At 68.9% G+C, this 17,759-nt stretch carries 21 protein-coding genes; 14 read left to right on the top strand and 7 right to left on the bottom strand.

Annotation, left to right across the window (positions count from 1 at the left end; translation table 11 throughout):
- The first annotated feature begins 22 nt into the window (after window positions 1-22).
- The 10 genes from ABIC50_RS13800 (at window position 23) to ABIC50_RS13755 (ending at window position 11,147) form a co-directional block, all read left to right on the top strand.
- Window positions 23-874 carry a hypothetical protein gene (locus ABIC50_RS13800; RefSeq protein ID WP_354164652.1) on the top strand — a complete coding sequence of 284 codons (852 nt, stop codon included), beginning with the start codon at window positions 23-25 and terminating at the stop codon, window positions 872-874.
- Complete coding sequence (locus ABIC50_RS13795) at window positions 871-1,536, top strand: gluconate 2-dehydrogenase subunit 3 family protein (RefSeq protein WP_354164649.1); 666 nt, start codon at window positions 871-873, stop codon at window positions 1,534-1,536. Before ABIC50_RS13800 ends, ABIC50_RS13795 begins: the two co-directional genes overlap by 4 nt.
- Complete coding sequence (locus tag ABIC50_RS13790; RefSeq protein WP_354164646.1) at window positions 1,526-3,196, top strand: GMC family oxidoreductase; 1,671 nt, start codon at window positions 1,526-1,528, stop codon at window positions 3,194-3,196. The genes ABIC50_RS13795 and ABIC50_RS13790 overlap by 11 nt, the downstream gene beginning before the upstream one ends.
- Before the next feature lie 58 nt (window positions 3,197-3,254).
- Window positions 3,255-3,647: a CopM family metallochaperone gene (gene copM / locus ABIC50_RS13785; RefSeq protein ID WP_354164643.1), complete on the top strand. Its 393-nt coding sequence runs from the start codon at window positions 3,255-3,257 to the stop codon at window positions 3,645-3,647.
- Window positions 3,648-3,854: 207 nt separating this feature from the next.
- Entirely contained in the window at window positions 3,855-4,595 is a 741-nt protein-coding gene (locus ABIC50_RS13780; RefSeq protein WP_175745646.1) for an FRG domain-containing protein, read from the top strand.
- A 219-nt stretch (window positions 4,596-4,814) separates the two neighbouring features.
- Entirely contained in the window at window positions 4,815-5,297 is a 483-nt protein-coding gene (locus ABIC50_RS13775; protein ID WP_175675656.1) for a BON domain-containing protein, read from the top strand.
- 113 nt (window positions 5,298-5,410) lie between these two features.
- Window positions 5,411-5,896, top strand: a complete 486-nt coding sequence (locus ABIC50_RS13770) for a DUF1641 domain-containing protein (RefSeq protein WP_354164640.1) — start codon at window positions 5,411-5,413, stop codon at window positions 5,894-5,896.
- Window positions 5,897-6,197: 301 nt separating this feature from the next.
- Window positions 6,198-7,580 (top strand): HlyD family secretion protein, encoded by a 1,383-nt coding sequence (locus ABIC50_RS13765; protein WP_354164638.1) that lies wholly within the window; start codon window positions 6,198-6,200, stop codon window positions 7,578-7,580.
- Between the two features lie 85 nt (window positions 7,581-7,665).
- The gene (locus ABIC50_RS13760; protein ID WP_354164635.1) at window positions 7,666-9,270 is read left to right on the top strand and encodes a DHA2 family efflux MFS transporter permease subunit; all 1,605 of its coding nucleotides are present in this window, start codon (window positions 7,666-7,668) and stop codon (window positions 9,268-9,270) included.
- A gap of 2 nt (window positions 9,271-9,272) precedes the next feature.
- Window positions 9,273-11,147: an efflux transporter outer membrane subunit gene (locus ABIC50_RS13755; RefSeq protein ID WP_354164632.1), complete on the top strand. Its 1,875-nt coding sequence runs from the start codon at window positions 9,273-9,275 to the stop codon at window positions 11,145-11,147.
- On the opposite strand, the gene ABIC50_RS13750 is transcribed toward ABIC50_RS13755, so the two are convergent.
- The 4 genes from ABIC50_RS13750 to ABIC50_RS13735 all read right to left on the bottom strand — a co-directional run bounded on the left by ABIC50_RS13750 (window position 11,095) and on the right by ABIC50_RS13735 (window position 12,924).
- Entirely contained in the window at window positions 11,095-11,463 is a 369-nt protein-coding gene (locus ABIC50_RS13750; RefSeq protein ID WP_354164629.1) for a hypothetical protein, read from the bottom strand. The two genes, ABIC50_RS13755 and ABIC50_RS13750, sit on opposite strands and share 53 nt — an antisense overlap.
- Window positions 11,464-11,468: 5 nt before the next feature.
- Window positions 11,469-12,035, bottom strand: coding sequence for a GNAT family N-acetyltransferase (locus ABIC50_RS13745; RefSeq protein WP_175745640.1), 567 nt, complete (start codon window positions 12,033-12,035; stop codon window positions 11,469-11,471).
- A 338-nt stretch (window positions 12,036-12,373) separates the two neighbouring features.
- A complete protein-coding gene (locus tag ABIC50_RS13740) occupies window positions 12,374-12,595 on the bottom strand; it encodes a hypothetical protein (RefSeq protein WP_011661424.1) in 222 nt (73 codons plus the stop codon).
- Between the two features lie 65 nt (window positions 12,596-12,660).
- Window positions 12,661-12,924, bottom strand: a complete 264-nt coding sequence (locus ABIC50_RS13735; protein ID WP_041491840.1) for an HPr family phosphocarrier protein — start codon at window positions 12,922-12,924, stop codon at window positions 12,661-12,663.
- A gap of 355 nt (window positions 12,925-13,279) precedes the next feature.
- On the opposite strand from ABIC50_RS13735, the gene ABIC50_RS13730 reads away from it, so the two are divergent.
- Together ABIC50_RS13730 and ABIC50_RS13725 are read left to right on the top strand one after the other, a co-directional pair.
- Complete coding sequence (locus tag ABIC50_RS13730) at window positions 13,280-13,630, top strand: zinc ribbon domain-containing protein YjdM (RefSeq protein ID WP_354164627.1); 351 nt, start codon at window positions 13,280-13,282, stop codon at window positions 13,628-13,630.
- A 43-nt stretch (window positions 13,631-13,673) separates the two neighbouring features.
- Entirely contained in the window at window positions 13,674-14,510 is an 837-nt protein-coding gene (locus ABIC50_RS13725) for a spermine/spermidine synthase domain-containing protein (RefSeq protein ID WP_175734175.1), read from the top strand.
- 33 nt (window positions 14,511-14,543) lie between these two features.
- Here ABIC50_RS13725 and ABIC50_RS13720 read toward each other — a convergent pair whose 3' ends face one another.
- On the bottom strand, window positions 14,544-14,729 hold the full coding sequence (locus ABIC50_RS13720; protein WP_006752901.1) for a ribbon-helix-helix protein: 186 nt from the start codon (window positions 14,727-14,729) through the stop codon (window positions 14,544-14,546).
- Between the two features lie 92 nt (window positions 14,730-14,821).
- Window positions 14,822-15,580 carry a YoaK family protein gene (locus ABIC50_RS13715; protein WP_354164625.1) on the bottom strand — a complete coding sequence of 253 codons (759 nt, stop codon included), beginning with the start codon at window positions 15,578-15,580 and terminating at the stop codon, window positions 14,822-14,824.
- Between the two features lie 315 nt (window positions 15,581-15,895).
- Between ABIC50_RS13715 and ABIC50_RS13710 the strand changes: the two genes are divergently transcribed.
- On the top strand, window positions 15,896-16,246 hold the full coding sequence (locus ABIC50_RS13710; protein ID WP_006752899.1) for a hypothetical protein: 351 nt from the start codon (window positions 15,896-15,898) through the stop codon (window positions 16,244-16,246).
- Complete coding sequence (locus ABIC50_RS13705; RefSeq protein ID WP_006752898.1) at window positions 16,243-16,455, top strand: twin transmembrane helix small protein; 213 nt, start codon at window positions 16,243-16,245, stop codon at window positions 16,453-16,455. The genes ABIC50_RS13710 and ABIC50_RS13705 overlap by 4 nt, the downstream gene beginning before the upstream one ends.
- A gap of 202 nt (window positions 16,456-16,657) precedes the next feature.
- Here ABIC50_RS13705 and ABIC50_RS13700 read toward each other — a convergent pair whose 3' ends face one another.
- Entirely contained in the window at window positions 16,658-17,701 is a 1,044-nt protein-coding gene (locus ABIC50_RS13700) for an AraC-like ligand-binding domain-containing protein (protein WP_354164623.1), read from the bottom strand.
- Between the last annotated feature and the right edge of the window lie 58 nt (window positions 17,702-17,759).

Here is a 17,759-nt window from a genome sequence, read left to right as displayed (position 1 = left end):
CCGCCACGAGCAAGGAGGACCGATGCGACACCCCAGCCACCGCACGACCGAGCAGGAAAGGTTGCTGGCCGATGCAGCGCGCCTGCTGAACCGCAGCGCGCTGCTGCTCGCCGGGTCGGTGCTCGCCGACAGCGGCGTCGAACACTATCGCGGCACCTTTCACAACCGCGCGATGCTCGCGCCGCTGGTGTCGTCGACGCTGTCGGTGCTCGCGAGCGTGCACGGCCATGCGGACGACACGCCGGAGCGCCACCGGCTGCGCGACGCAGTGCATGTCGCGTCGGCCGCCGTCGGCGTCGTCGGGTCCGCGTTCCACGTGTACAACGTGACGAAACGGCCGGGCGGCCTTAGTTGGCACAACCTGTTCTACGGTGCACCGGTCGGCGCGCCGTTCGCGCTGCTGCTGTCGGGCATGCTCGGCGCGGCCGGCGAGCGGCTGCGCGCGTGTCCGGCCGATGCGCCGCGCCTCGGCGGATTGCCGGCCGGCCGCGCGCTGGCCGGGCTCGTCGCGGCGGGGCTCGTCGGCACGCTCGGCGAAGTCGGGCTGCTGCATTTTCGCGGCGCGTTCCAGCATCGCGCGATGTTCGCGCCGCTCGTCGTGCCGCCGGTGGCCGCGTTGACGGCCGCGCAGCTCGCGCTGTCGAGCCCGTCCCGCGACCGGCGCTTGTGCCGCTGGTGGATGCGCGCGACGGCCGTGCTCGGGATCGTCGGCGTCGCGTTCCATGCGCGCGGCGTCGCGCGACAGATGGGCGGCTGGCGCAACTGGTCGCAGAACGTGTTGTCGGGGCCGCCGCTGCCCGCGCCGCCAAGCTTCACCGCGCTCGCGATCGCCGGCCTCGCCGCGACCGCGCTCGCCGAACGGGAGGCGCGATGAAGCACGTGAACGACAAGCCGCTCGCGCTGCCGCGCTATTCCCGCTACGACGTGCTCGCGAAGCGCGATACACCGTCGTGGAACGACGCGACGCGCCGCGCGATCGATGCACGGCTGCGCGTCGCCGCGGCCGCGCCGCGCCATCTCGACGCGGAACGGTTCGCGACGCTGACCGCGCTGTGCGCACGCATCGTGCCGCAGCCGCACGGCGGCGTCGGCGTCGGCGTCGTGCCGACCGCCGCGCTGCTCGACGCACGGCTCGCGTCCGACGAAGGCGACGGGTATCGCGACGCAAGGCTGCCGCCGCTGCGCGCCGCCTGGCAGATTGGCCTCGCGGCGCTGGATGCGATGGCGCGCCATGCGCACGACCGTCCGTTCGCATCGCTCGACGGCAACGACGCCGATGCGCTGCTGCACACGGTCCAGCAAGGCAGGATCGACCCGAAAGTCGAATCCGCATGGGCCGGCATGGATCCGCGCACGTTCTTCGCGAAGCGCGTGCTGATGGACCTGTGCGGCGCGTACTACAGCCATCCGTTCGCGTGGAACGAGATCGGCTTCGGCGGCCCGGCGAGCCCGCGTGGCTATGTGCGGATGGATTTCAACCGGCGCGACCCGTGGGAAGCGCGGGTGGACGGGGAGGGCGATCGCGATGGCCGCTGACGACGCATTGTCCGCCGCCAGCCCGCGTGGCCGAGACGGCCGCGCGCCCGATCCGCTGCGCGTCGGCGGCTGGTCGCCGATGCGGATGTTCCGCGACGACGATCCGGTCGACTTCGTGATCGTCGGCACCGGCGCCGGCGGCGGCACGCTCGCGTGCCGGCTCGCGGAGCACGGCTTCTCGGTCGTCGCGCTCGACGCGGGCGCATGGTGGCGGCCGCTCGAGGAATTCGCGTCCGACGAGTCGCACCAGCACAAGCTGTTCTGGACCGACGAGCGGATCTGCGACGGCGCCGATCCGCTGACGCTCGGCACCAACAACAGCGGCCGCGCGGTCGGCGGCAGCACTGTGCATTTCGCGATGGTGTCGCTGCGCTTTCGGCCCGAGTGGTTCCGCTCGCGCACGGCGCTGGGCTACGGCGTCGACTGGCCGCTCGACTGGCGCGAGATGTGGCGCTACTACCGCGAGGTCGAGCAGGCGCTGAAGATCAGCGGGCCGGTGAGCTACCCGTGGGGCCCGCCGCGCCCGCGCTATCCGTACCGCGCACATGAGCTGAACGCGGCCGCGCTCGTGCTCGCGCGTGGCGCCGACGCGCTCGGCATCGACTGGACGCCGACGCCGCTCGCGACGCTGTCCGCGCCGCGCGGTCGCGCGCATCCGTGCGTGTATCGCGGCTTCTGCATCAGCGGCTGCGCGACCAACGCGAAGCAGAGCGCACTTGTCACGTGGATTCCGCGCGCGGTCGCGGCCGGCGCCGAAGTGCGGGATCTCGCGATGGCGCTGCGGATCGAGGCGGCGGGCGATCGCGTGACGGGCGTGCACTATCAGCGCGACGGCCGCACGCATTTCCAGCGCGCGCGCAACGTCGTCGTCGCCGGCTACGCGATCGAGACGCCGCGCTTGCTGCTGCTGTCCGCGAACGGACGCCATCCGCAGGGGCTCGCGAACAGCTCGGGCCTCGTCGGCCGCTACCTGATGGCGCAGCTGAACCAGGCGTCGTGGGGGACGATGGACGACGAGGTGCGCTGGTACAAGGGGCCGCCGTCGCTGTCGCTCACCGAGCACTGGAACTACGTGGACGAAGGCAAGGACTTCTTCGGCGGCTATTGCTGGATGAGCCAGGGGCCGCTGCCGATCGAATGGGCGCGGAAGCTCGCCGGGCGCGGGCTGTGGGGCGACGCGCTGGAGCGCGAGATGGCGCGCTACAACTTCCAGGCCGGCCTGAAGATCGTCGGCGAGACGCTGCCGCGCGCCGGCAACCGTGTCACGCTCGCCGACGAGCGCGACGCGTTCGGGCTGCCGATCGCACGCGTCACCTATTCGTACGACGACAACGACCACCGGATGATGCGTCATGCGTTCGCGCAGATGGCGCGCTCGCTCGAAGCCGCCGGCGCGCGCGACATCTGGCACGAAGAAGACGACACCTGTCACCTCGCCGGCACCGTGCGGATGGGCGACGACCCGGCGACGAGCGTCGTCGACGGCGATTGCCGCAGCTGGGACATCCCGAACCTGTGGGTTTGCGACGGCTCGGTGTTTCCGACCGTCGGCGGCGTGAACCCGTCGCTGACGATCCAGGCGATCGCGTGCCGCACCGCCGATCGCATCCGCGCGCTCGTCGCGCGCGGCGACGCACATGCGCGCGCACGGTGGCGGTAGACGGTCTCCGTTCGCCGCGCCGCGCGCATTTGCCGTTCAACTTTCGAGGAGTCACGACATGAATCCGTTCACTCGCCGCCCGATGCGCAAACCCCGGCACTGCGCGGCCTGCGCGCTGCTGGTCGCGGCCGTTGCCGCGCTGCCGGCGTGGGGCCAGTTGCGCCCGCCGGCCCCCGCGGCCGTCGCCGACACGCCGACTCAAGCGTACAAGCGCGCGGACCACCGGATGATGGAAGCGATGGAAAACGCGCCGTACACCGGTGACGCCGATCGCGATTTCGTCGCGCACATGACGCCGCACCACCAGGGCGCGATCGACATGGCGCAGGTCGAGCTGAAACACGGCAAGGATCCGACGCTGCGCAAGCTCGCGCGCCGCATCATCGCCGCGCAGCGCGACGAGATCGCGCTGATGGGGCGCTGGCAGAAGGAGCACGGCGCGGCGCCGTGAGCGCCGGCGGCGATGCAGGCGAGGTCGCGCACGCCGTGATCGGTGGCGGCCGCGCGGAGATCGCAGGCGTTCCGGACGACCGGCAGCGCTGTCATGCTGCCCGCGCTGCCGCTGTGCGGGTGGCGGTCGTACCGGGTGTTTCGCGACAAGGTTCGTGGCGATATCGGCTGCGAACCCGAACGATGACGGTGTGCAAGGGTGTGCAGCATGGGACGTGAACGACGCGTGATGGACCACACGATCGACAGTGTCGCCGACTATATGGCCGCGATCGGCGCGGCGCACGGTACCACGGCCTCGCGGCTGTTTCGCGGGCAGTGCAACGCTGGCTGGCCGCTTGTGCCGAGCATCGCGCGTCAGCGTGCGTCGCCGGACGTGGAAGCGCAAATGCTCGACGAATTCACGCGGCGCGCGCTGCCGCATCTCGATCCGGCCCCGAACCTCGATGCGTGCGACTGGCTCGCGCTGGCCCAGCAGCATGGGATGCGCACGCGGCTGCTCGACTGGTCCGGCAACGCGCTGGCCGCGCTGTGGTTCGCGGTCAGGAGCGCGAACGGCATCGGGGCGGACGGCGCGGTGTGGTGCCTGTCACACGATGCCGAGGACATCGCGACCGCGGCCGAGCGCCACGCGCCGTTGCAGGTGACGCGCACCAAGGTGTTCCGGCCGCGCCACGTGATGCCGAGGATTACCGCGCAGGACGGCTGGTTCACGATCCACCGCTACGACGCCGACGCGCAGGGTTTCGCGCCGCTCGACGAGGATCCGGACCTGGCCGGGCGCCTCGTCCGCATCGTCGTGCCGGGCGAGCGCTTCGGCGCGATCCGCCGCGAACTGGCCGGCGTCGGCGTCAGCATCGGCACCATCTTCCCGGACCTCGACGGCATTGCGCAACTAACGGACATCCGCTTTTTCCCCGACGACGAGGATACGCATGCGCCACGGTGAGCGGTGGTGGCCCGCCGCACGCACTGTTGCGCAGGGCGGGTCCGGGTCCGCCCCGACGATTTTTCAACCGCTTGTCATTTCGGCCGCCCCCGGTGCGGCGTGAAGCGGCCCGCGGTCTTGCGCTTCGGTGGCGGACCGGGGCGCCCATACGAGGCACGGCACATGCTGTCTCGTGATGACGAAGCCCGGCGGTACCGGGTATCGACTACGGTGATTCCCATGACTTCCAGAACGCGTTCGAACAATCCGTTGTTGAATCTAGCGGTGGCCGTGGCGTGCGGCGCGGCGGCGATGTACTTCCTCGATCCGGCGTCGGGCCGGCGGCGGCGCGCCTACGTGCGCGACAAGGCGGCGGCGAGCCGGCACGGTGTGCTCGACTATGCGAACACGCAGGCGAAGCGGGCGGCCGACCGCGCGCGCGGCGCGATCGCCGGGCTGCGCGCCGACTGGCTCTCGGGCGATGCGGACGACGTGGTGCTCGCCGAACGCGTACGCGCCGCGCTGGGCCATCTGATCGGCCGTGCGCGCGACGTCGATGTGAGCGTCTCGCACGGGCATGTGCGCTTGAGCGGGCAGGTGGAGGAAGCGGAACGGCATGCCATCGTCGACGGCATCGCCGCGGTGCATGGCGTGAAGGCCGTCGAGGACGCGATGGGCGCACGCAGCGAATACAAGGCGCCGCCCGGCGGCCCCGTGCACTGACGGCGGCCTCGGCCGCGCGCCGGCGGGCGCGGTGAACGAAGCACGACACGAATCCGGCGCCCGCGCGGCCGCCGCCACGGCGGCTGTGCGGCGCCCCATCCGGAGAACAGCTGATGACGGATCGCCCATCCCCCGGCACGCCGCCTCCCGCACCCGAACCCGATGCGCATAACGCGCTCGAAAGCCTGCTCGGCAGCCTGCACCGGCACGGCTTCCTGCGCTTCGCGAACGAGGTCGTCAGCGCGAACGCGCAGATGGCCGAGACGTTCGTCGGCGCGCTGGACAAGCCCGGCATGCAAACCGGTGTGCAGAATCTTGCCGCACTCGTGATGGCGCTGTCGCGCATTCCGCCGGAGCAGTTCGGCAAGGCCGCGTTCGCGGCGGCCGATGCGCTGCATCACATCGGCGCGTGGAAGCCGGATGAGCACGAGCACGTCGCGCCCGGCGTGCGCGGCGCATACCGATTGCTGCACGACGAAGCGCTGTGGGACGCGCTGACGCCGTTGCTCGAAGGGTTGAAGGTGTTCGCGCAAGGCCTCGCGCGCGAGGCTCCGAACCCCGCCATCCCGCCGGTCAGCGAGAGGCAGCCGGACGCGTGACGGTCGCGCATTCGTGCGGCGCACTGTTCACGTGAGGTCGGAACAGGCGCGGATTCGCGAGCCGCGCTTCAAGACGACATGCAGCCGGCCGCGGGCCGCCTGCGATTTTTCAATGCGTTGTCATTTGTTCCGCAGGCCGACACCCGACATCGGTCGCCGGCCCGCACGAGCCGCGGCTCAACGTAGTTCAGCGCGTGCCGCACCGTCCGCGCGCCGGCCGGGTGCGCCGCTTGCTTGCCCGCGCGCTTGAAGGCCGGCGCGGGCAATGCCGCCCGCGGCCACCGCCCTGGAGCGATCTTTCATGCCCGATGCGACCCTGTTCCCGTTGTCCATTCATGAGCGATTCCGCGTCGTGCTGCGCCGCGCGTTCACGCCGGGACGACGCGGTGCGTGGGCGCTGCCGGCAGCTATTCCGCTCCCATACGCGGACGCAGCATCTACGGAGCTTGCACCGCCCACCATCACCCGCGCCGGCGACGGCAACGCCGACAGCGGCCACGACGGGCGCGCCGGCGCCGGCCGCCACGACGAACGCGACACCGACGCGCCGGCCGGCGGCGGGGGCGACGGCCATCCGCACGACGATCGCGGCGGCCGCACCGGCGGCGATGGCGACGGCGGCAGCGGCGCAGGTGAAGGCGAACGGAAGCGGCCGGGCAAGAAGCCGTTGATCATCCTCGGCGCGGTGGCGGTCGTGCTGGTGATCGCGGGGCTCGTGTGGTGGCTTGCGACGCGCAACCAGGAAAGTACCGACGACGCATACACGGACGGCAACGCGGTGGCCGTCGCGCCGCATGTCTCCGGCTACGTGACACGGCTCGCCGTCGACGACAACACGTACGTGCACCGCGGCGACGTGCTGGTCGAGATCGATCCGCGCGACTACCGTGCGCAGGTCGACGCGGCGCGCGCGCAACTCGGCCTCGCGCAGGCGCAGCTCGACGCGTCGCGGGTGCAGCTCGACATCGCGCACGTGCAGTTCCCTGCTCAATACCGGCAGGCGCGGGCACAGATCGAATCGGCGGAAGCCGCGTACCGGCAGGCGCTCGCCGCGCAGGAGCGGCAGCGTGCGGTCGATGCGCGCGCAACCTCGCAGCAGGCGATCGACGCGGCCGACGCGCAGCGCGCGAGCGCCGATGCGAACGTCGCGATGGCGCAAGCGCAGGCGCGCACCGCGAGCCTCGTGCCGCAGCAGATCCGCCAGGCCGAAACGGCCGTCGAGGAGCGTCGCCAGCAGGTGCTGGCCGCACGTGCGCAGCTCGATACGGCGAACCTCAACCTGTCGTACTGCGAAGTACGCGCACCGTCCGACGGCTGGGTCACGCGCAGGAACGTTCAACTCGGCTCGTACCTGCAAGCCGGCGCGTCGGTCTTCTCGGTCGTCACGCCGCGCGTGTGGATCACCGCGAACTTCAAGGAATCCCAACTGGAGCGGATGCGCATCGGCGATCGCGTCGACGTGTCGGTCGATGCGTATCCCGATCTCGACCTGCACGGTCACGTCGACAGCATCCAGCTCGGCAGCGGCGCGCGCTTCTCCGCGTTTCCGGCCGAGAACGCGACCGGCAACTTCGTGAAGATCGTGCAGCGCGTGCCCGTGAAGATCGTGCTCGACGGTCCGCTGCCGAACAATCCGCCGCTCGGTCTCGGCCTGTCGGCCGAACCGACCGTGCACCTGAAATGACCGGCCGCCGCGCGGCGGCCCGCTTTCACCGGAGCGATCCGATGCCCGACATCCGCACGTCCGCCAAGTTGACGGGGGCCCGTCGATGAACCGGCCGTCCGACAAGCCGCCCAACGGGCCCGCTTCGTCCGGCGGCGCGTGGCGGCCCGCCGCGAACCCGTGGGTCATCGCGATCGTCGTCACGCTCGCCGCGTTCATGGAGGTGCTCGACACGACGATCGTCAACGTCGCGCTGCCGCATATCGCGGGGACGATGTCCGCGAGCTACGACGAGGCGACCTGGACGCTCACGTCGTACCTCGTCGCGAACGGCATCGTGCTGCCGATTTCCGGCTTCCTGGGGCGCCTGCTCGGCCGCAAGCGCTACTTCCTGCTGTGCATCGCCGCGTTCACCGTGTGCTCGTTCCTGTGCGGCGTCGCGACCAACCTGGGCGAGCTGATCGTGTTCCGCGTGCTGCAGGGGCTGTTCGGCGGCGGGCTGCAGCCGAACCAGCAGTCGATCATCCTCGACACGTTTCCGCCCGAACAGCGCAACCGCGCGTTCTCGATCTCGGCGATCGCGATCGTCGTCGCGCCGGTGCTCGGGCCGACGCTCGGCGGCTGGATCACCGATCATTTCTCGTGGCGCTGGGTGTTTCTGCTCAATGTGCCGATCGGCGCGCTGACCGTGCTCGCGGTGATGCAGCTCGTCGAGGATCCGCCGTGGCGACGCGGCGCCGAGCGCGGGATCTCGGTCGACTACATCGGCATCGGGCTGATCGCGATCGGGCTCGGCTGCCTGCAGGTGATGCTCGATCGCGGCGAGGACGAGGACTGGTTCGGATCGAACTTCATCCGCGTCTTTGCGGTGCTGTCGGCGCTCGGCCTGATCGGCGCGACGCTGTGGCTGCTGCGCGTGAAGAAGCCGGTGGTCGATCTGTCGTGCCTGCGCGATCGAAACTTCGCGCTCGGCTGCGTGACCATCGCGACCTTCGCGGCCGTGCTGTACGGCAGCGCGGTGATCGTCCCGCAACTCGCGCAGCAGCACCTCGGCTATACGGCGACCCTCGCGGGCCTCGTGCTGTCGCCCGGCGCGCTGCTCATCACGCTGGAAATCCCGCTCGTGAGCCGGCTGATGCCGCACGTGCAGACGCGCTATCTGGTCGGCTTCGGTTTCGTGCTGCTGTCGGTCGCGCTCGTCTATTCGCGGCTGCTGGTGCCGGACATCGACTACCGGCACCTGGTGATGATCCGCTGCGCGCAGTCGCTCGCGATCGGCTTCATGTTCGTGCCGATCACCACGCTCGCGTACCTGACCGTCCCGCAGCGGCTCAACGACGACGCATCCGCGCTGTTCACGATGTTCCGCAACGTCGCGGGCTCGATCGGCATCTCGGTGTCGACCGCGCTGATCCGCGAGCGAACGCAGGCGCGCATGGCGCACCTGTCCACGCACATGTCGCCGCTGTCGCAGAACTTTCAGGACGCGCTGCACGAGAACGCGCGCGCGATCGGCGCGCTGTCGGGCGTGCCGCCGCCGGCCGCGCTGCAAACCGCGACCGGCCGGCTGTACGAGACGTTCATCTCGCAGGCGACGATCCTCGCGTATATCGACGTGTTCGCGATTCTCGCGGTGTTCTGCGCGTTCAGCATTCCGCTGACGTTCCTGTTCTCGCCGGTGAAGGCCGCACGCGGCGCGGGAGGGCATTGACGATGACGATGAATCGACAGCGCGGCAGCCGCCGGCATGCGCTGCAACCGCGCGGCGTAGCCGCGATGCTGGCGGCCTGCTTGGCGATCGCGGGCTGTACCGTCGGGCCGGATTTCAAGCCGCCGCAGGCGGATGTGCCGGCGAACTGGCATGACCTGCGGGTGTCGGCTGCGGCGGTATCGCCGGCATCGACGGCATCGCAGGCATCGCAGGCATCGCAGGCATCGCAGGCATCGCAGGCATCGCAGGCATCGCAGGCATCGCAGGCATCGCCGGCGTCGGGCGCATCGCCGGCATCGGGTGCATCGGGCGTGTCGGGCGCATCGGGCGTGTCGGGTGCATCGGGCGCGTCGGGCGCATCGCGCGCGTCGGGCGCATCGCGCGCGTCGGCCGCCGGCGCGCACGCGCCATCGTCGCCGACGACCGGCGCCGATCCCGACCCGCGCTGGTGGCGCGCGTTCGGCGATCCGCTGCTCGATCGCCTCGTCGAGCGTGCCGCGCGCGACAACCTCGACGTGCAGGCGGCCGTGCTGCGCATCGCGCAGGCGCGTGCGCAGGTTCGCGCGGCCGCCGCGCAGGGCTTGCCGAACGTGCGGGCGAACGCGAGCTATCAGCGCGAGCAGTTGGGCCTCAAAGGAATCATCGAGGAACAGGGCATCGATCAGCGCATCGATCGCCTCGGCGCGCCGGGTTCGCCGCTCGACCGCTTCGGGCCGGGCACCGGCGCGAGCGTGCAGCAGGGCGCGCGCGCCGCGATCGATTCGCTCGAAGCGCCGGTCAATGTGTGGCAGGCCGGGTTCGACGCATCATGGGAACTCGACCTGTTCGGGCGCGTGCGTCGCTCGGTCGAATCGGCCGGCGCGCAGGCGAGCGCCGCGGTCGCGAGCCGCGACGATGCGCTGCTGTCGCTGGAGGCCGAAGTCGCGCAGACCTATCTGCAACTGCGCGGCGCCGAAGCGCAACGCGCGCTGGCCGACGACCTGCAACGCGCGCAGCGCGACCTGCTGGATCTCACGCGCGCGCAGGCCGCGCATGGTCTGGCAAGCGACCTCGACGTGCGCAGCGCCGATGCTCGGCTCGCGCAGATTCGTGCCCAATTGCCGCAGTTCGACCAGCAGATCGTGTTGCTGCGCAATGGCCTCGCGTATCTGGTCGGAGGGGCCCCGGGCGCGCTCGACGACTGGCTCGACGCGCCGCGCGCGTTGCCGGGCGTGCCGCCCACCGTGCCGGTGGGGCTGCCGTCGACGCTGGCGCGCCGGCGGCCCGACATCCGCCGCGCGGAGGCCGAGCTGCATGCGGCGACCGCCGACGTCGGCGTCGCGGTCGCGCAGTTCTATCCGGACATCTCGCTGACCGGGCAGGTCGGGTTGCGCGCGGCGCACGTGCGCGAGCTCGCGCACTGGTCGCATCTGTTCTACTCGTTCGGGCCGGCCGTATCGCTGCCGATCTTTTCGGGCGGGCAACTCGTATCGAACCTGCGGCTGTCGCAGGCGCGCCAGGCCGAAGCGGCGCTCGCCTATCGACGGGCCGTGCTCGTCGCGCTGCGCGACGTCGACAACGCGCTGGCCGTCTATCGCACCGACCAGGCACGCGCGGCCGCGCTCGACGATGCGGTCAAGGCCGAGCAGGGCGCGCTGGAACTCGCGCGCGATCGTTACCGGAAGGGGTTGTCGCCGTTTCTCGACGTGCTCGACGCCGAGCGGCAATGGTCGGAGGGGCGGCAGCAGGCGGTCCAGGGCGCGTTGCAGACGACGACCGATCTCGTCGCGCTGTACAAGGCGCTGGGCGGCGGATGGCAGACGACCGGTTCGGCCGCGGATGCGGCTACGGTCGGCGCGGTGCCGCCGTCACGAGCCGATATGGCTCGCGCGCAATAGCTGCAGCGGTCGCGTCGGCGACACCGGCGACACCGGCAACCTCGGCAACTTCGGCAACTTCGGCAACTTCGGCAACTTCGGCAACTTCGGCAACTTCGGCAACTTCGGCAACTTCGGCAACCTCGGCAACCTCGGCAACCTCGGCAACCTCGGCAACCTCGGCAACCTCGGCAACCTCGGCAACCTCGGCAACCTCGGCGCCATCGACGACATCGGCGCCATCGACGACATCGGCGCCATCGACGACATCGGCCACATCGGGGACATCGGGGACATCGGGGACATCAGCCGCCCAGCGGCGGCCGACGCAGGGCACCGCAATTACCTGCACGCGCGCGAAAACAGCAGCGAATCGGCGTCGTTGAAGCGGATCCGTACCGGATCGGCATACCCGGCCTTCTCCGCGACGCGGAGCGACGCGACGTTGGTCGGCGCGATCAGGCATACGCTGCGTTCGAACCGGTTCTGCGCATCGAGCCAGCCGAGCGCGTGCGACAGCGCTTCGCTTGCGTAACCTTTGCCGTGCGCCCAGCTCGCGAGCGCCCACCCGGCTTCCGGCACGCCGCGAATCGACGGCTCGACCGCACGGTGGAAGTCCGCGAAGCCGAGATCGCCGACGTAGCGGCCCGATGCCTTCTCGCGAATCGCCCAGTAGCCGTAGCCGAGCAGCGGCCACAGCCCGCGATAGGCGAGCAGTCGCATCCACGAGTCGCGCGGCGCGGACGGCTGGCCGTTGAAGATGTGCGCGACGACGGTCGGCTCGGACCACATCGCGGCGAGCGCGTCGAAGTCGCCGAGCGGATGACCTTCGAGTATCAGGCGGGGGGTGTCGAGAACCGGCGGGGACATGACGGGCGGCAGCGCGCTGAATGTCATTCGGCGTTCCATGTGAAAGGGGCAGGGAAGGCGCGGCCGTGCGCCGCGCCAGGGCCCCGTACGATACCGCGGAAATCGGCGCGCCGCCGCCAATCCCTGCCTGCTTCGGGGAATGCAAACGCATCGAGCGGAGGGCCGTCGCCGGCGTCCGCCGGTGGCGGCACGGTCAAGGTCGCACGACGACACATCGCGGCCTCACTGTGGCGCACGGCACTCGACGAATGCGTGTCGATCGCTGGCAGTCCGTGGCGAAAGTCAGGCGCGGCGGATTGTGCGCGGACGCGTCACGGCGGACATCGATACGCCCGCATGTTTCGCACGAAGCGGCATCGCGCCCGCGCCGGCCGCTCCTACTTGCGGCTCTTCAAGAAGCTGCGGCCGTGCGCCGTGATCGACGCGCCGGAGCGGCTGTTCGACGCATGGCTGACGAAGCCCGCGCCGACGAGTTCCTGTTCGACCGACCAGCCGAGCGCGGGCGCATCGCGGCCGTAGCGCACATCGGCGAGGCGCTCGAGCGCCCAGAGTGCGGAGGCCGACAGGTTGGGGGTGTTGGACATGACGTTGTCGTTCATCGCTTCCTCGGAGAGTGGTGATTCAGGGTGAACGGCACGAGGCCGTGGGGTCGGGCGACGCGGAGTCAACCCGCCTGCAGCAATGGCAGCAGCGCGTGGAGCGCGGCTTCCTCGTCGGGACCGGTGGCGAGCACCTGCGCGGACGTGCCGCCATGCATCTGCAGCGCGGCGATGGCCGTCGCGTCCTTCGCGCTGCCGCTGAGCCCGTTGGCGAGCAGCAGGATGTCGCTTTTGAAGCGGTGTGCCGCCGCGACGATCGCGTCGCGGGACGCCAGCGCGCGGTCGCGGTTCCAGGCGGAGCCGATTTCAACGTAGACGACGGTTGCCACGATGCGGATCAGCCCCGGGGAAAGTCGTCGGAACGGCGTGCCAGGGCCGCCCCGCAGGCCCGGCACACGGCTTCCCGACGGGGCGCCGGGCCTTGCGCGCCCGACGCCGGTGCTTCATTCATCTCGAACATGTCGACATCCTCAGCGAAACCGCCATCAAGTCCGGCGAATGATCGAAAGTGGATGATTATAATACGACAGCTGGATTATGTGTATTGCATTATAATGCCGTGTGCATGAACGCCGCCCCGTCGCGCTGTCGACGGGCCGCCGGGATGCGCGATCCGGGCCACGCGCTTGCGTGCCCGGCATTTTTTTTTCGATTGACCCGAACTCCCACCGAATGGAAGCTGCAATGAACGCCGCCCCCGCCTGCCCGCAATGCGCGATGGAAAACACCTACCCGGACGGCACGCTGACCGTGTGCGCGGACTGCGGACATGAATGGTCGGCCGGTGCCGGTGCCGGCGCGGACGCCGGCGACGAACCGGCCGGCGACGTCGTCAAGGACGCGAACGGCAACGTGCTGTCGGACGGCGATTCGGTCGTGCTGATCAAGGACTTGCGCGTGAAGGGCTCGTCGATCACGCTGAAGATGGGCACCAAGGTCAAGAGCATCCGGCTCGTCGGCGGCGATCACGAAGTCGATTGCAAGACCGACATGGGCGGCTTCATGCTGAAGGCGTGCTACCTGAAGAAGGTCTGACCGCACGCGGTTCGACCGACTCTCCGACTACGGGCTGCCGACCATGAGCGAGGATCGAATTTCCTATGACGCATTCCTGCGGTTTCTGGCAATGCCATTGAACGACGGCCGCCCGTTCGTGCTCGAGACCAAGCACACGGTCTCGCTGCACTTCGACCACTTCGGCACGCAGAGCTTCATGTCGCTGAAGGATCCGGTCCGGCTCGAACTCGGCTATACGCGCGTGATGATGGGTTTCCTGCTGCTGCAGCCGGCGCCCGCGCGCATCTGCATGATCGGGCTCGGCGGCGGATCGCTGGCGAAGTACTGCTATCGCCATCTGCCCGATACGGCGATCGACGCGGTCGAGATCAACCCGGACGTAATCGCGCTGCGCGACGTGTTCAGGATTCCGCAAGACGACGCGCGCTTCGCCGTGATCTGCGCGGATGGCGCGGACTACGTCGGCCGGCCGGAGGTCAAGGCGGACGTGATCCTGCACGACGCGTTCGTCGCCGACGGCATGCCGGGCCGCTGCACGGGCGCCGCCTTTTTCGACGCGTGCCGTGCGCGGCTGAGCGAAACGGGCGTGCTCGCGATCAACTTCATGGACGACGATCCGGCGTTGCCGCGGCATCTCGCGCAATTGCGCGAGGTGTTCGACGCTTCGTATGCGCTGCTGCCGTGCGGCGACGACAACAACTTCATCGCGTTCGCGTGGAAGAACGGCAACCCGCTGCCGTCGCTGCGCATCCTGCTCGAACGCGCGCTGGGGTTCGCGTCGGCCGGCGAGCTCAAGCTGTCGCCCACCGCGCGGCGCATGAAGGAAGGGGAGTGCATCGCTCCCGAGCGGCTCGTGTGGCGCGCGCGTGAACACGCGCGATGGGAGATCTGCACCTGAGCTGCCCCTGAGCGCGGCGCGGGTTCTGCCGCGTTACTTCATCCGCTTGCCGAGCGCGCTCTTCGTCTTGTACGTGACGCCGTGCTTGTCGAGATACTCGCGGATCAACTGACGCACGACTTGCGACGGCGTGAGATCCTGCTCCGCGCAGAGCATTTCGAACGCTTCTTTCTTGGCGGGATCGATCAGGACGGTCAGGCGGGCGGTTTTCGTTTCCATCGTGCGGCAGGGTGGTCGATATGTTAATCAAATTATAATGCATCCGCATTCGGCGCCACGGCCGAATGCGCCGTTGCAGCGTGCGCGCCGGCTCAACGCCGGCGTTCGAGCCACGCAAGCAGGTCGTCGATCAGCGGCATCGCCGCGAGCATCACCAGCAAGCAGGCGAGCGGCACGGTCGCCACGTAGCCGACATGCTTGAAGCCGATCGCGCCGGCGATCCCGCCGACGAAGAACGACGCGAGCATCGTCGCGTGAATCCTCAATTTCGAACGGTTGGCGATGACCGCGTGCGCGTCCACGTCGACGGCCGAGCGATTCCAGTAGAACAGCTTGCCGAGCTCGATGCCGAGGTCGGTCACGATGCCGGTCACGTGTGTCGTGCGGATTTCCGCGCCCGACAGCTTCGTGATCGTCGCGTTCTGCAGACCCATGATGAAGCACAGCAGCGTGACCGTGACCGGCACGAAGAACGTTTCCCACAGCGCGAGATGGCTGCCGAGCAGCCCGAACAGGAGCAGCAGCACGGCTTCGACCAGCAGCGGCAGCACGAACTGGCTCTGCAGGCCGCGGCGCCGCCCCCAGTTGACGAGGATCGCCGAGCAGCTCGCGCCGATCAGGAACGACCCCAGCGAACTGATGCCGGCCAGCGCGAGCTGGATGTCGCCGAGCGCCGTCTGGTCGGCGATCGCCGACACGATGCCGCTCATGTGCGACGTGTATTGCTTGACCGCCAGGTAGCCGCCGGCGTTGGCCGCGCCCGCGACGAAGGCCAGCGAAAAGCCGAGCTGACGGTTCGCGGTCGCGCTGCGGTGTTTTCCGGTGAGGCTTCGAAAGTACTGCGCTGGCATAGGGGTACGCTCAATCGCCCGGACGGCGGGCATGGACAGGACGACCGCCACCGGTTTCAGGTGTCAGGCGCCCGCGCGGGCCACCGGCAAAGGGGGCCGGGTTGCTCGAATCATCTGCGAGACATGATAATGACATTATCATACTCTGTTAGCCGAATGGGGCTTTAAGTACAATGTCTGCCATGTCGGCAGGGCGCTGCCGGCCGTGGCTTGCGCGGGCGGCATCCGGTTCCACGCGGCCCGCGTGCGCCGTCCGTGCGGCGTGACTTTGCCGCTATTTCCCCGCTACGTCGTCGTTACTTCGATATCCGCCTCATGACCCCGATCAAGTTCGTTCTCCGCTACACGGCGATTCCTTTCGCAGCCATCGTGGCCGTCGTCGTGTGGGCCGTCGTGCCGTCGTCGAAGGAGATCGACGCGCGGCAATATGCGGCGCTGTCGCGCGGATACACGAGCTTTCCGCTACCGTTTCGACATGAGATCTCGGAGGCGATGGACGACGGGCGAATCAGCGACCGGCGTTACCAGACGCTCGTGCGGGATTCGCTGGGCAATGGCGTCGCACTCGACTGGCCGGCGTCGGGTGTGGCCGACGTCGCTGCCGAGCGGCAAAGACTGACTGAACTGCTGAAGGCCGATGCGGGCCTGGAGGAGCATCAACGATGAAGATTGCGCTGGTTTCGGTGGCGTTCGCGCTGATTATCGGAAGCCTGATTTTCGCGCTGTATTTCATGAATCACGACCGGGGCAGAAGCAAGCGGATGGCGTGGTCGCTCGCGGCGCGCGTCGGCTTGTCGATCACGTTGTTCCTGTCGCTGCTGATCGCGTATCGGCTCGGGTGGATCGAGCCGACGGGGCTGCCGATCGGCAGGTGAGTTCGTGCGTGCCGGCCACATCTGACGTGGTTCGGTGCGCTCGAGTTTTGCTCGGTAAGCGAGGTGTTGTGATAAGAATACTTATCCTGATGGATCGAAACAAAAGCGCCTCGGCATCGATGAAAGGTGCCTCAGGCGCGGAGCGCTCTCCATAGCGAATACCGACAATCGGATGGGCGGGGCCCGCCACACGGCCATACCGTCAACTCGCCACCCCCGCACCACCTTGCCGGCGCCACGCGCGCGGCGCCACCGCGAACCGTTCGCGGAACGCCCGGCTGAAATGCGACATGTCGTTGAATCCCCAGCGCAACGCGATGTCGGACACACGCAGCACCCCGCATTGCGGATTCGCGAGATCTTCCGCGCACCGTTCGAGCCGCAGGTTCCATATGTAGCGCATCAGCGAGGTGTTTTCCGCCTCGAACAGCTTGTTGATGTACCGCGACGATATCCCGGTCGCCTGCTCGACCATCGTGGGGTTCAAGTCCGGGTCGCGCAGATGTTCGAGCAGATGGCGTTTCACGCGCGTGAGCGTCAGCGCCTTCATCCGCGACTGCGCGACGTCGTTGCGCTGCAGGCTTCCGATGGTCATCGCGATCAGCGAGATCGCGGTATCCGACAACTGCAGCATCTCGTCCTCGGACACGTGGCGGATCTGCGACGACATCTGTTCGAGAAACCCGCGCATCACGTAGCCGACGCCTTGCCCGGTCGGCATCGGGCAAGCGGTACGGTGCTCCATCCCGACGACGAGCTGGTTGAGCGTCGTGCGCGGAATGCTGACGACGATTTCGCGCCACGACTGGCCAAACTGCAGATGATGCGGCCTGGTCGCGTCGTACACCGCGAAATCGCCCGGACGCAGTGTGACGATCTTGCCGTCCTGTTCGACCGACTGGCTACCCTCGAGCATCAGTACCGCGAAATACTTGTCCTCGTACTCGCTACGCGCCTGACGAAAGCGCCGGGTCACCGCCTGTTCGCTCGCGTGGATATCCGAGATCCGCAGCTTGTCGCACTTGCGCTGCCGCACCCGGCCAAAGAAATCGTCTTTCTGGACTGCCGCGATCTGCACATCCGCAAACAGGCGCAGGATCATCTCGCGCCAGAATTCGATGCGCTGGCTGACAGAGCCGTCGGTCGCGACCTCGATTGACGAACGCGTCCATTCGAACGGCGCAGCGCCTGACGCGAGGGCGAAGTCGTCGCAACCGGGGAAGGGAGGGATCGAAGGTGTTGTCATGATCGTGCCCCACATGGATGAGCAAACGGCAGCGAGTAGCGTGCCCGTTCAAAAACGC

Origin of the sequence: Burkholderia sp. 567 (genome assembly GCF_040545115.1) — a bacterium.
GTDB lineage: Bacteria > Pseudomonadota > Gammaproteobacteria > Burkholderiales > Burkholderiaceae > Burkholderia > Burkholderia ambifaria.
The sequence above is the reverse complement of the archived record's forward strand: the minus strand, read 5'-3'. Positions and strand labels throughout refer to the sequence as shown.

Coding starts and splice junctions, on each gene's coding strand:
- ABIC50_RS13790 (WP_354164646.1), top strand. CDS start 1,526: ATGGCCGCTGACGACGCATTGTCCGCCGCCAGCCCGCGTGGCCGAGAC.
- ABIC50_RS13760 (WP_354164635.1), top strand. CDS start 7,666: ATGAACCGGCCGTCCGACAAGCCGCCCAACGGGCCCGCTTCGTCCGGC.
- ABIC50_RS13755 (WP_354164632.1), top strand. CDS start 9,273: ATGACGATGAATCGACAGCGCGGCAGCCGCCGGCATGCGCTGCAACCG.
- ABIC50_RS13775 (WP_175675656.1), top strand. CDS start 4,815: ATGACTTCCAGAACGCGTTCGAACAATCCGTTGTTGAATCTAGCGGTG.
- ABIC50_RS13800 (WP_354164652.1), top strand. CDS start 23: ATGCGACACCCCAGCCACCGCACGACCGAGCAGGAAAGGTTGCTGGCC.
- ABIC50_RS13720 (WP_006752901.1), bottom strand. CDS start 14,729: ATGGAAACGAAAACCGCCCGCCTGACCGTCCTGATCGATCCCGCCAAG.
- ABIC50_RS13740 (WP_011661424.1), bottom strand. CDS start 12,595: ATGAACGACAACGTCATGTCCAACACCCCCAACCTGTCGGCCTCCGCA.
- ABIC50_RS13725 (WP_175734175.1), top strand. CDS start 13,674: ATGAGCGAGGATCGAATTTCCTATGACGCATTCCTGCGGTTTCTGGCA.
- ABIC50_RS13730 (WP_354164627.1), top strand. CDS start 13,280: ATGAACGCCGCCCCCGCCTGCCCGCAATGCGCGATGGAAAACACCTAC.
- ABIC50_RS13700 (WP_354164623.1), bottom strand. CDS start 17,701: ATGACAACACCTTCGATCCCTCCCTTCCCCGGTTGCGACGACTTCGCC.
- ABIC50_RS13745 (WP_175745640.1), bottom strand. CDS start 12,035: ATGGAACGCCGAATGACATTCAGCGCGCTGCCGCCCGTCATGTCCCCG.
- ABIC50_RS13715 (WP_354164625.1), bottom strand. CDS start 15,580: ATGCCAGCGCAGTACTTTCGAAGCCTCACCGGAAAACACCGCAGCGCG.
- ABIC50_RS13710 (WP_006752899.1), top strand. CDS start 15,896: ATGACCCCGATCAAGTTCGTTCTCCGCTACACGGCGATTCCTTTCGCA.
- ABIC50_RS13705 (WP_006752898.1), top strand. CDS start 16,243: ATGAAGATTGCGCTGGTTTCGGTGGCGTTCGCGCTGATTATCGGAAGC.
- ABIC50_RS13780 (WP_175745646.1), top strand. CDS start 3,855: ATGGGACGTGAACGACGCGTGATGGACCACACGATCGACAGTGTCGCC.
- ABIC50_RS13795 (WP_354164649.1), top strand. CDS start 871: ATGAAGCACGTGAACGACAAGCCGCTCGCGCTGCCGCGCTATTCCCGC.
- ABIC50_RS13770 (WP_354164640.1), top strand. CDS start 5,411: ATGACGGATCGCCCATCCCCCGGCACGCCGCCTCCCGCACCCGAACCC.
- ABIC50_RS13765 (WP_354164638.1), top strand. CDS start 6,198: ATGCCCGATGCGACCCTGTTCCCGTTGTCCATTCATGAGCGATTCCGC.
- copM (WP_354164643.1), top strand. CDS start 3,255: ATGAATCCGTTCACTCGCCGCCCGATGCGCAAACCCCGGCACTGCGCG.